The sequence below is a fragment of the Paenibacillus naphthalenovorans genome (genome assembly GCF_900099895.1).
GTDB lineage: Bacteria > Bacillota > Bacilli > Paenibacillales > NBRC-103111 > Paenibacillus_G > Paenibacillus_G naphthalenovorans.
The window spans coordinates 183,321-194,306 of sequence record NZ_FNDY01000008.1; the positions used below are offsets into that span (position 1 = coordinate 183,321).

The 10,986-nt window shown below is 52.6% G+C and carries 12 protein-coding genes; 6 read left to right on the top strand and 6 right to left on the bottom strand.

Annotated elements, in window-relative coordinates; translation table 11 throughout:
• Positions 1-2 precede the first annotated feature (2 nt).
• The 3 genes from BLT35_RS10900 to BLT35_RS10910 all read left to right on the top strand — a co-directional run bounded on the left by BLT35_RS10900 (position 3) and on the right by BLT35_RS10910 (position 1,324).
• Entirely contained in the window at positions 3-494 is a 492-nt protein-coding gene (locus BLT35_RS10900; RefSeq protein ID WP_254777542.1) for an aromatic-ring-hydroxylating dioxygenase subunit beta, read from the top strand.
• Between the two features lie 30 nt (positions 495-524).
• A complete protein-coding gene (locus BLT35_RS10905; RefSeq protein WP_074727919.1) occupies positions 525-725 on the top strand; it encodes a hypothetical protein in 201 nt (66 codons plus the stop codon).
• A gap of 113 nt (positions 726-838) precedes the next feature.
• The gene (locus BLT35_RS10910) at positions 839-1,324 is read left to right on the top strand and encodes a GNAT family N-acetyltransferase (protein ID WP_074727921.1); all 486 of its coding nucleotides are present in this window, start codon (positions 839-841) and stop codon (positions 1,322-1,324) included.
• Between the two features lie 56 nt (positions 1,325-1,380).
• Here BLT35_RS10910 and BLT35_RS10915 read toward each other — a convergent pair whose 3' ends face one another.
• Complete coding sequence (locus BLT35_RS10915; protein ID WP_062407254.1) at positions 1,381-1,821, bottom strand: Hsp20/alpha crystallin family protein; 441 nt, start codon at positions 1,819-1,821, stop codon at positions 1,381-1,383.
• 290 nt (positions 1,822-2,111) lie between these two features.
• Between BLT35_RS10915 and argS the strand changes: the two genes are divergently transcribed.
• Positions 2,112-3,827 carry an arginine--tRNA ligase gene (argS, locus tag BLT35_RS10920; protein ID WP_074727923.1) on the top strand — a complete coding sequence of 572 codons (1,716 nt, stop codon included), beginning with the start codon at positions 2,112-2,114 and terminating at the stop codon, positions 3,825-3,827.
• Positions 3,828-3,901: 74 nt separating this feature from the next.
• Entirely contained in the window at positions 3,902-4,096 is a 195-nt protein-coding gene (locus tag BLT35_RS10925) for a YqzE family protein (protein WP_074727926.1), read from the top strand.
• A gap of 226 nt (positions 4,097-4,322) precedes the next feature.
• Here BLT35_RS10925 and BLT35_RS10930 read toward each other — a convergent pair whose 3' ends face one another.
• The 3 genes from BLT35_RS10930 to BLT35_RS10940 form a co-directional block, all read right to left on the bottom strand.
• Entirely contained in the window at positions 4,323-5,267 is a 945-nt protein-coding gene (locus BLT35_RS10930; protein ID WP_254777543.1) for a hypothetical protein, read from the bottom strand.
• Between the two features lie 158 nt (positions 5,268-5,425).
• Positions 5,426-6,403, bottom strand: coding sequence for a YqhG family protein (locus BLT35_RS10935; RefSeq protein WP_062407260.1), 978 nt, complete (start codon positions 6,401-6,403; stop codon positions 5,426-5,428).
• 2 nt (positions 6,404-6,405) lie between these two features.
• The gene (locus tag BLT35_RS10940) at positions 6,406-8,214 is read right to left on the bottom strand and encodes a DEAD/DEAH box helicase (protein ID WP_062407262.1); all 1,809 of its coding nucleotides are present in this window, start codon (positions 8,212-8,214) and stop codon (positions 6,406-6,408) included.
• 209 nt (positions 8,215-8,423) lie between these two features.
• Between BLT35_RS10940 and BLT35_RS10945 the strand changes: the two genes are divergently transcribed.
• Complete coding sequence (locus BLT35_RS10945) at positions 8,424-9,269, top strand: lipoate--protein ligase family protein (protein WP_062407264.1); 846 nt, start codon at positions 8,424-8,426, stop codon at positions 9,267-9,269.
• 74 nt (positions 9,270-9,343) lie between these two features.
• Here the strand turns inward: BLT35_RS10945 and BLT35_RS10950 are convergent, their stop codons facing one another.
• Complete coding sequence (locus tag BLT35_RS10950) at positions 9,344-9,670, bottom strand: DMT family transporter (protein WP_054818015.1); 327 nt, start codon at positions 9,668-9,670, stop codon at positions 9,344-9,346.
• A 262-nt stretch (positions 9,671-9,932) separates the two neighbouring features.
• On the bottom strand, positions 9,933-10,772 hold the full coding sequence (gene dat / locus BLT35_RS10955; RefSeq protein WP_062407265.1) for a D-amino-acid transaminase: 840 nt from the start codon (positions 10,770-10,772) through the stop codon (positions 9,933-9,935).
• Positions 10,773-10,986: the final 214 nt, after the last annotated feature.

Sequence of the window (10,986 nt, forward strand, 5' to 3'; positions counted from 1 at the left end):
ACTTGGAACTTCATAAGGAGATTGAATTATTTCTTTATCACGAAGCTCACTTGCTGGATCAAAGTGATTTTGAAGGTTGGTTGGATTTATTTACAGATGACGCCCGTTATTGGATGCCAACCACCGAAACAAGGGATGTTGATCAGAAACAGTCACCTTTAAAACAGGAGTGGCATCTCATCGAGGACGATAAGCCATTTTTGCATAAACGCTACGAAAGATTGCAAACCCGATTGGCGCATGCGGAACAACCTAGATCGAGGACAAGAAGACTGGTGACGAATATTCTTATTAAAGAGAATCATAACAATCAAAAATTGCTTGTCCTTTCAAACTTTATTATTTTCCAATCCAGGCGCGACAATGAAGAGAGTTTTTTTGTGGGGCGGCGCGAGGATACTTTGGATCGTTATGGCGATAAGTGGAAAATTTCCAATCGTTCCATCTTTCTTGACCAACGAATTTTGCCGCGGGCCATTTCGATTTTTTTCTAGCGGCTCATTCACAGCTCCAGGGGGTAATCTATGAGAATAACAAACGAGTTTGCAAGCGTTATGGTTGAAATAGATTCCAATGGGAACTCCCATCGACTGAAAATACAGGATTGCCGAACAGGCAGAGTGATCTATTTGGATGCCCTGCAGCTGGAAAGCTTAACGCGGCAATCGGATGAGATTTTCCGTGAATTTCTGCAGTACCCCTTTGGTCCGGAAAAGGAAAAGTAAATGTAAAAACAGGCTGGAATTCATTCAGAGGGTCATGATATTCTGAGGAGGAATGATTTTATTTAAAAGTTACCTGATGTCAAAAAGCCTTTGAAAGGAAAGGAAAGCTCCAAATGAACATAAGGCAGGCAGTTGCAGCGGATCTCCCATCTATTCTGGACATATACAACGACGCGGTTCTTCATACGGTGGCCACCTTTGATACGGTTCCCAGAACCATGGAACAGCAGGAGCAGTGGTTTGAGCAGCATGGGAAATCTTATCCGGTTCTTGTAGCAGAGGATAACGGTCTGGTAACCGGCTGGGCGTCGCTCAACCGTTACTCAGACCGGCTCGCCTATGCTCGTACGGCCGAGCTTTCCTTATACATTCGGGACGGGTACCGCGGGCATGGGCTTGGCAAGACGATGCTGGAAGCGATTCTGCGGGAAGGGAAGACCGCCGGATTGCATACGGTGCTCTCCCGCATCGCGGAAGGCAACGACAACAGCATTCATATCCACCGCGTGTTCGGATTTGAAATGGTGGGCACCATGCGGGAGGTCGGCTTTAAATTCGGGCGGCTGCTGGATGTGGTGCTGATGCAAAAAATGCTGTAGCTCAACAAACGGACCCCATGCCAATGCATCGGGGTCCGTTTGGTTAACGTCAAGCTTTAGTGAAACTGCACGTCGATTCGGCGGCGCGTTTCCTTTGGCGCTTTGGGCATCCGCACTTCAAGAATGCCGTTCTTGTACGATGCCGTGGTTCCTTCCTCCATCACCTCTGCGGGCAGGGCTATGGACCGGTGGAAGCGTCCGGTGAAACGCTCCTTGCGGTGAAACTGCTCTTCCTTGACTTCATTGAACCTGTTGATGGTCCCGGAAATCGTCAAATTATGAGGCTCGACCTGAATGTCTACGTCTTCTTTTTTGTCCAGGCCGGCAATTTCGCAATGGGCGATAACCTCATTCTCCGTTTCGTGAACGTCAATCCGCGGTGCGCCGAATTCCTGATTAAATCCGAATGCGGCAGGCAGCCCCTCATTAAAAAACCGGTCCATTTCCTTTTTCAAATGATCAATACGCCGGAACGGCTCAAATGGAACTAAAGCCATGAAATGATTCCTCCTGTAAATTCAGCATAGGTTCACCATATATTTTGATGAAGAAAATGATTAGATATGCATGGGCAGGCGAGGGAAGTGATGGCAATAAAAGCGCATGGTTTCGCCATAATCGCGCTTGACTCGTATTTTGCGTGCCGATATAATGGATGGTATGCAAAGGCTGGCAATTTTCGCATAATGCCCCGAATGGAGGCACCCCTTAAGGGGTGCTTTGTTGCATCAAGGGGTACCATGCGGTTGCCGCAGCGTTCAACGGAATGAAAGGAGCATGACTTGTCATGAATTATAAACAATGGCTTGCGGAGCAATTGGCCGGTAAGCTTGAGGGCGTATCCCGGGAAACGCTGGCGGAGCTTATCGAATACCCGCCCAATCCGCAAATGGGAGATTTATCGCTGCCGTGCTTTAAGCTGAGCAAGCAGTTGAGAAAGGCGCCCCAGGCGATTGCCGAGGAACTGAAAGCGGGTTGGAGCGGACATGCCTTGGTCAGCCGTATCGATGCGGTATCCGGTTATTTTAACGTATACCTGGATCCGGAGCAGTTCGCTTCGCAGGTCGTAAACGAAGTGCTGACTCAGGGCGACCGGTACGGCGCTCAAGATATCGGGCAAGGCCGTAGCGTCGTCATCGATTTCTCTTCGCCGAATATCGCCAAAACCTTCCATATCGGCCATTTGCGCTCTACCGTGATCGGCAATGCGCTGTATCGCATTTTCAAGTTCATGGGCTACAACAGCGTAGGCGTCAATCATCTGGGCGATTGGGGAACGCAGTTCGGCAAACTGATCGTCGCGTATAAGCTTTGGGGCAACCGGGAGGCGGTAGAAGCCGACGGCATAGGCGAGCTGCAGAGGTTATATGTGAAATTCCACGATGAGGCGGACATCCATCCGGAGCTGGAGGATGAGGCGCGCGGGTGGTTCGTCAAGCTGGAGCAGGGAGACGAAGAGGCACTGAAGCTTTGGCGCTGGTTCGTGGACATCAGCTTGAAAGAATTTCAGAAGATGTACGATCTGCTCGGCGTTACGTTTGATTCTTATGCGGGCGAGAGCTTCTACAACGACAAGATGGCGGCCGTCCTGGAAGAGCTGAAAGCAAAGCAGCTGCTCGAGGAAGACGATGGGGCTCTCCTGGTCCGTTTGGACGATTATCAGATGCCTCCGGCGCTGATGGTGAAGAAAGACGGAGGCACGCTGTACCATACGCGTGACGTTACAGCGGCCATTTATCGTAAAAACACATATGATTTCGACAAAGCGATCTATGTTACGGATGCCGGACAAAGCCTTCACTTCAAGCAGTGGTTCAAGGTGATTGAGCTGATGGGTTATGACTGGGCAAAGCAGCTTGTTCACGTGCCTTTCGGTAAAGTCAGCCTGGAGGGTGCGAAGCTGTCTACACGCAAAGGCAACGTGGTTAATCTTGAGGAGCTTCTGACCAAGGCGATTGAGAAGACGCGCGAGATCATCGATGAGAAAAACCCGGGCATGGAGAACAAAGATGAGGTGGCGCGCGAGGTTGGCGTTGGCGCCATTATTTTCAACGACCTCAGCAACAACCGGATTAAAGATATCGTCTTTTCCTGGGATGAGGCGCTCAATTTTGATGGGGAGACCGGTCCTTACGTTCAGTATACGCATGCGCGGGCTTGCAGTGTGCTGAGAAAAGCGGAAGCGGACGGAGGGGCTGCCGCCGGCGCAGGCGCTCTGGCCGTGGCTCATCTGACGAATGCCGAAGCCCAAGGCGTATTGCGGGAGCTGTACCTGTTCAAGGAGCGGATCGAGCAGGCGATGGACCGGTTGGAACCGTCCATTATCAGCCGATATTTGGTGGACCTGGCGCAAAAATTCAATCATTTCTACCATGAATGTCCGATACTGAAAGTGGAAGACGCGGAACTCCGTCAGGCCCGTCTGGCCCTGGTCCGCTGTGTAAGCATTACATTGAAGAACGGCCTTTCCTTAATCGGACTGAAAGCACCGGAGAAAATATAAATCATCCGTCAAGTAACCGAAGGTTTGCCGCGGCCGCAGCTTGCCCATACTACGGGAAGGAGGCTGATCGAACCATGGAGAAAAAAGAGGAACTGGTCAAATATGTAACCCAGCAGGTCGTAAAATATATGGACACCCCTAAAGAGGTGCGCAAACAAGTCAAAGCCGGCAAAAAGGTTGGCCGGGAACCGTGGCAGTACCGATGGTTTGGCATGCTTCCTTTTGTCCTTCGCATGTGGATGGAGCCGCTGCGGCGAAAGCGCGGATAAGTAAGGATTGCAGCATGGTATCATTTGGGTTGCGCAGTTGAATTGGGCGGCAGGCCTGTCTCCGGGAAGGAGGCAGGCCTATTGCTGTTCTTCTGCGAATGATGGCCTGAACAAAAAAAAGAAAAGCTTCTGGGTTCCATAGCGGCCTGATACCTGATGCACTGATGCACCATGCCGCCCATGAAGAAGGAAGCTTTTCTATATAAGGAAGAGAGGAGAAAAACCGTTAGGGATAAAATCCGCCAAGCGGATTGATCGTATGGAGGGGGAGATAGCGATCGTCATCCTGTCGAACCCCCACGTAGCTCTCGCCGCCGGACCAAGCCTGATAACCGGTTACAGGCAATGGCACGTGGACCCTGCCGCCATATAGCTCGGCTGCGAAAATGGGCTTGCGTCCTTGATCGATCCACTTCTGCAGCAGCTCGAAGCGAATGAGCGTCTCTGGCTTGTTCTTCACCCAGGGAAGCCGTTCATAGGCTTCCGAAGGCTCCGTTTGACCGGCTGCTATTATAGTATTCAAAGCATCCGAATCGGTGACCGGGAGCGGTTTCACCAACAGGCCTGAATCGGCCGCGGGCAGTTGGCTGTCGTTGGTCAACGGCAGCTCTTCGCCGGATTTGGCGTCGATATACCAAACCCGGTCCGCCTGCGGTGCCGTGACCTTCCAGAGCGCCTCAAGAGGATTATAATATATACGTTCCAAGTGATAAGGATATTCAATAATGTCAAGCCGTACCAGACTGCGGTACAGCGTCTGCATGCTGAAAAGCGGGTAAGGGCCTTTGCCGTATTCGATCAAACGGTATGTATCCTGTCCGGAGGCTTGAACGACCAGATAGCCGGCTTCCTTCCCGTCCACCGTAATCATGACAATCCATCCGTGTGTTCCCGGTCCGAGCGGATAGGTTGTCCAAGCGCCTTGTTTCCATTGCTCGAACCCTTGTTGGGACGCCAGCTCCCGGATGATACGGTCCATCGCGTTCTGAAGGGATGGGGCTGAAAGATCACGCTGTATGGCCGGCTGCACCTGCAGCGTCTGAACGGCCGGCTCCTGCGGCGCTGCCTGCACGGCGTCAGCGGGCCATGAATCCAATGTTGCCGCAGCAAGCAGGCTTGTACTAAGGAGCAGTGACGTCAGATAGTAAAGAAGCTTATTCATCTTATCCATACACCTGCTTCACTTGAGAGTCGGTTCATTGGGCACTATGCGCTCGCTTGGCGAATATGCCTTATACTTTAAAGCATATGCGCTGAAAAGTTTGTTAGAACCTGTAGCCTTGGCCTGAAAAAGTTTCCCGTAAATTTGTTTTAGTTCGGGGAAGTTCGTCACCGGTTTGGTTCCTGCATGGAAAGAAAATGAAACAAACCGCAATTTATGGCGGATATTTGAATGCGCGGTCGGTACTGCCACTCCACTTCCTGAAGGCGGGCGGTAAACCGCGCTTCAATTTCGGCCTTGTCGTCCTGTCCGGCATCCTGAAGCAGAGGCTCGTAATAAGCACGTACCCGGTTCATTTCATCCTTGAGCCGAAGCTGCGCTTCCTGCGCCCATCGGTGATCGTATTCAGCCATCTTCTTTTCCAAGTAATCCTCGAGATAGATCACCGCCCGGGGGAGTGTGATCCGGTCCGGTGTGACATAGACATGGGCAGGCAGTCGCGGAGTCAGCTTTTTGCCGGCTAAACGGTCATGGAACCGCTCGATAATATCACCGGTCTGCAGCTGAATGCCCAACGAATGGATTTCACTGCGCTTCATGTCGCAGGCGAATTCCACTTTGTAGTTGACGCCAAGCCATGTTTCGTAAGGGATCGTCGCCGCTTGCTTGGGCTGCTCCGGCGCGTACTGCTCGAACAGCCTCACGAACCGGCCTTTACCGCGGACGGCGGAGAAGATCTGTTCGAGCCGGCGGCTGCCGTAGGTCAGCTCGTCGCGAGGAACGCGGGCAGTGAAGACCGTGGGCACGAAGCCGAAGTAGCGGCCCAGAATACTGTCGCCTTGAGGCTGCGGCGTACCGGGTTGAGCTGCAGGCTGTACCGCAGGAGCGGCCGGCACATTTTGCGATCCCTGCTGCGGATGAAGCTCCCGATAGGCTTCGGGATCGAAAATGAACGTGCAGGTCATGGTTTCCGGTACGGCCCCGGTCCGTTCCACAAAGCTCCAATAATACGGCCGCTGCGTTAAAGCTTTGTCGGCGGAAGGGGACAGCTTGACGGTGATGTAGGCGGGATGCTTTTCGAGAATGTCACACTGCTCGGCCTCCAAATAGCGCAAAACGTAGAACTGGATTTCCTGCGCATTCATGCTTATGGCTGCACCTCCCCGCTGCCGTATTGCTGGACTCTAACCGTGTGCAGGGAGGAATTCACCGGATTCGAAAGCCCCGCCGATTCGTTTAATTCTTGCTCCACCTGGGATTTCACCACCGTGAACGACCGCCCCAGATCATCGAGCTGCCGGCGGATTTCGTCCTTGCTGTTGGAGGTGAGGATCATTTTGGCCAGATGCGACTCTAAGGATGTTTTTTGCTCAAACCGTTCCAAAATCGTATCCAGCTGACCGATCACCAGCTCAAACATGTTAATTTTCTCATGCAGCAGGGAGAGAATATGCTCTTCGATCGTCCCGAGCGTCGACAAATTGTAGATTTTGACGTCTTCCTTCTGTCCGAGCCGGTGCACACGGCCGATCCGCTGTTCGACCCGCATAGGATTCCACGGCAAATCGAAATTGATCATGTGATGGCAAAATTGAAGGTTGATTCCTTCTCCCCCGGCCTCCGTGGCAATAAGCACTTGGGCGCGTCCCCGGAACAAGTCCATCATCCAATCCTTTTTGCCGCGGTTCATCCCACCTCGGTAGGGAACGGCCGGAATTTTATGTTCCTTTAAATACTGCAGCAAATATTCCTGGGATGCGCGGTACTCTGTGAAAATAATCGTTTTATCGTTAATGGACTCGATGAGCTCCAATACCTTTTCGGCTTTCGTATTGGCTTTGACGCCGCGGATTTTCTCCACAAGCTCCCAAATCCGCTGCCGGAGGGGTGAGTTTTCATCGGTTTTTTTGAACATGTTGACCAGCGTAATAAAGACGGCATCCCGGCTGGAGCATACTTCACGCTGCAGCGTGACAAGGGAGAGCATGCTGCCGATATCGCCCCCGGACTCCTGATAGCGTGTTTTGACGAAATCGGTTACTCCATCGTACAGCGCCTGCTCCTCGTCCGATAACTGGAGCGGAATATTGCGCACAATCCGTTTGGTGAAGCTTACGTTGCCGTCGCTTCGGCGGTTGCGGATCATGACCTTGCTCAGCTCCTGCTGGAGCTGGTCCTCGTTCTTGGGGATGCGTTTGCCGACGACATAATTGGACTGGAAGCTGCCTTGTCCGCCAAGCTGACCCGGCTTTAGCAGCGTAATCAGGTTGTACAGCTCCTTGAGATCGTTCTGAACCGGCGTTGCTGTCAGCAGAAGGCAGTATTTTTTACGCAGCTCGTTGATAAAACGGTAGTTGGTTGTTTTTTTGTTTTTCAGCTTGTGCGCTTCGTCGACGATCAGCATATCGTATTCAATGCCAAGCACGATGTCCCGGTGCGGATCGCGCTTAGCGGTATCCATCGAGGCGACGACAATATCGTTTTGCACCCACATATATTCTTTCTTTTGCGCCACTGCGGGGATCCCGAACTTTTGATTCAGCTCCCGGACCCATTGCAGCACCAAAGAAGCGGGAACGAGAATGAGCACTTTTTGAACCAGGCCCCGGATCATGTACTCCTTGAGGATGAGTCCCGCCTCAATGGTTTTGCCAAGCCCTACTTCATCGGCAAGAATGGCCCGTCCCCGCATTTCGGTCAGCACTTTTTTGGCGGTTTCGATTTGATGCTCCATCGGAACGAGGCTCGGCAGATGGGTCAGGCATTGAAGCTCGTCGAAGCTGCGGATGAGTCCGGCCTGCTCGGCCTCGAGGGCGAGCCTGAACATGACGGGGTCATCCCAGGGGCCGTTGTGCAGCGCCCTCTCATGCAACTGCTCAAACCATTCTCTGTCGTAATGGAGCTCTACATGTTCATTCAGCTGCCGCACGTGCTCTTTTCGCTCGGTTGGTTGCATTCTCACGCGCTCCTTTTTTGGTGATTCAGAAAGTATAGACAAGGCCTAAAGTTAATTTTTAGTATGTACAAATTAGGGGCTTTCAAACCGTACGGTAATGTTTTATGATGGGGTAACAGCGTAATTGCGACGGCGATTTCTGCGCGTATGGCATTAAGACACGCTGTGAACATGGCGGGCTGACGTACAGTAAAGGAATGGTGATATAGATGAACAGAGAATGGCGGTTTATCCGTTCGGGCTTTGGCGCGCCGGATTACAATATGGCTGTGGATGAAGCGATTCTGACGGCACATAGCGAGGGCCTGGTTGCTCCAACCGTCAGGTTTTATGGATGGGATCCCGCAACGCTGTCGGTCGGTTTTTTTCAGAAAGCTTTAAGCGAGGTGAATTTCGACGCGCTGGAGCAGGAAGGCATCGGCTTTGTCCGGAGGGCGACCGGAGGGCGCGCCGTGCTTCACGATAAGGAGCTGACGTACAGCATGATCGTGTCGGAAAGCTATCCCGGCATTCCGCGGAGCGTCACCGAGGCGTACCGTGTGCTCAGCGAAGGGCTGCTGCTCGGGTTTCGCAAGCTTGGGTTGTCGGCGGAGATGGTCCAGCTGGAGAATGAAGAAGACAAGGAGAAGTACGCATCCATGGGTTCGGCTGCCTGCTTCGATTCTCCGTCCTGGTACGAGCTTGTCGTAGAGGGAAGGAAGGTGGCCGGGAGCGCGCAAACCCGGCAGAAAGGCGTTGTGCTTCAGCACGGCTCGATTCTTCTGGATCTCGATGCGGATCAGTTGTTCAGATTGCTGCGCTTCTCCAGCGAGCGCGTGATGGAGCGGATGAAGCAGCAGTTTTTAAAGAAGGCGGTTGCGATTAATGAAGTGCGCGGCGGAGCGGGTCTGCCGAGGGTGACATTGACCGAGGTGGAAGAGGCTTTCCTGGCAGGCATTGAAGAAGGGCTGGGGATTCGGCTGGTCCCGGCAGAACTGACGGCCTATGAACAGGAGCTCGTCGAACGGTTAAGGGTTGAGAAGTACGGCAATTCAGAGTGGAATCTCCGGAGATAGCGGTCTCCGGTTTTTTCGTTTTGGCCACGAAGCTGTGACAGACCATGATCAACAAGACCAACATGCCGGCAGCATCAGGATTTGACGGTTCTCAGATTTAATACAATCACTCCCGCAATAATAAGCAAGACTCCAACCACTGTGTTTAAGCTCAATTTTTCTTTCCAAACCAGAAAGCCGATGAGCGCAGTGGCGGCCGTACCGACTCCGGACCAAATAGCATAAGCGATGCCCAAGGGGATTTGCTGCAGGGATAAAGAAAGTAAATAGAAGGCCGCCGAAAAACCGATGATGACGCCAATACTGGGAAGTAATTTGGTAAACCCCCCGGATGCTTTCAGCATGGAAGTGCCGAACAGTTCAAATCCAATCGCCAAGGCCAAGAATAAATAAGCTTTCAATGCCGTTCCTCCTTCGTTAAGCCTGCTGCGCCGCCAAATCTGATCCGGCTCCTGAAGCTTCTCTAGGAGCGGCTCCGGATGTAGAGTGACACCTGCAAGCAGACCGGAGCATCGTCCATAAAAAACACTGTACCGTCTGGACGGTTTATCTGTCAATCCCGCATTTTCGGCTGATCCGCCGGCCAACGGTCAAAAGCCGCACGGCAGGTACTGTGCGGCGGCGTAAGGCACTTTGGTACAGGGGATACTGTAATGTGATGGACTAGAACGAAATCGTCTTCTCAAACTCGTTTTGCAGCCTGCGGGTGATCTCTCCCGGACGGCCGTCGGCTACGGGGACGCCGTCGACGGAGATGACAGGAGTGACTTCCACGGTCGTACCCGTGATGAAAACTTCATCTGCGGCGCGAAGCTCTTTCAATGTAAATGGCGTTTCCCGAACGGAGAGGCCGAGTCCTTGAGCCAGCCGGAGCACAACCGCGCGGGTGATGCCGTGCAGGATCAGATGGTTGGCAGGATGCGTAATAACGGCGCCGTCTTTGACGATCATGATATTGGATGCGCTGCATTCCGTTACGGTGCCGTTGCGATGCAGAATGACATCGCCGGCTCCCTGATCCACCGCATGCTGCTTGGCCAGGACATTGGGCAGCAGATTTAATGTCTTCAAATCGCAGCGGAGCCAGCGGATGTCTTCCATCGTCACGGCCGAGATGCCTTCTTTCATGGTGTTCAGCGGACGGCGGGCTTCGGTGGTATACGCCATCAGGATCGGCTTGGTGTCCGCGGGAAACGGATGTGAACGCGGTGCGGCTCCACGGGTCACCTGCATGTACACGGTACCCTCGGACAAGCCGTTGATGCGGATCAGTTCTTCCAGTCGTCCCGTCAGCTCCCCGGAAGGAAGGGGAAGCGGAATTCTCAAAGCAGCGGCGCTTTTCTCCCAGCGCTCAAAATGAGCCGCGGCTTCATACAGCCTTCCATGATATACGCGAAATACTTCATAGACCCCATCGCCAAAATAATAACCGCGGTCTTCGGGAGAAATCTGGAGTTCTTCTTTTGAAACGAACCGGTCCTGATATAAATAAGTTAAGGACATCAAGAAACCCTCCTGTACAATAGAGATACGAACATATGTTTGCATAAATTCAGCGAACATGATACACTATTTCTAGACTAGCAATCCGCCGATCGATTGTCAAAACCGCCTGCGGATTGGTCAGTGTCAAGCTAGCGTGGGCAGTCATTTAAGATGCCTGGAACGCGAACCCCGAAGGAACCTCTTCCTTGTAAGCGCTTTGCTTCGTTCTTTC

What these genes read in the sequence shown, in the direction of transcription:
- BLT35_RS10945 (WP_062407264.1), top strand. Translation starts at nt 8,424, where the DNA reads ATGAACAGAGAATGGCGGTTTATCCGTTCGGGCTTTGGCGCGCCGGAT.
- argS (WP_074727923.1), top strand. Translation starts at nt 2,112, where the DNA reads ATGAATTATAAACAATGGCTTGCGGAGCAATTGGCCGGTAAGCTTGAG.
- BLT35_RS10915 (WP_062407254.1), bottom strand. Translation starts at nt 1,821, where the DNA reads ATGGCTTTAGTTCCATTTGAGCCGTTCCGGCGTATTGATCATTTGAAA.
- BLT35_RS10925 (WP_074727926.1), top strand. Translation starts at nt 3,902, where the DNA reads ATGGAGAAAAAAGAGGAACTGGTCAAATATGTAACCCAGCAGGTCGTA.
- BLT35_RS10935 (WP_062407260.1), bottom strand. Translation starts at nt 6,403, where the DNA reads ATGAATGCGCAGGAAATCCAGTTCTACGTTTTGCGCTATTTGGAGGCC.
- BLT35_RS10940 (WP_062407262.1), bottom strand. Translation starts at nt 8,214, where the DNA reads ATGCAACCAACCGAGCGAAAAGAGCACGTGCGGCAGCTGAATGAACAT.
- BLT35_RS10910 (WP_074727921.1), top strand. Translation starts at nt 839, where the DNA reads ATGAACATAAGGCAGGCAGTTGCAGCGGATCTCCCATCTATTCTGGAC.
- BLT35_RS10905 (WP_074727919.1), top strand. Translation starts at nt 525, where the DNA reads ATGAGAATAACAAACGAGTTTGCAAGCGTTATGGTTGAAATAGATTCC.
- dat (WP_062407265.1), bottom strand. Translation starts at nt 10,772, where the DNA reads ATGTCCTTAACTTATTTATATCAGGACCGGTTCGTTTCAAAAGAAGAA.
- BLT35_RS10930 (WP_254777543.1), bottom strand. Translation starts at nt 5,267, where the DNA reads ATGGATAAGATGAATAAGCTTCTTTACTATCTGACGTCACTGCTCCTT.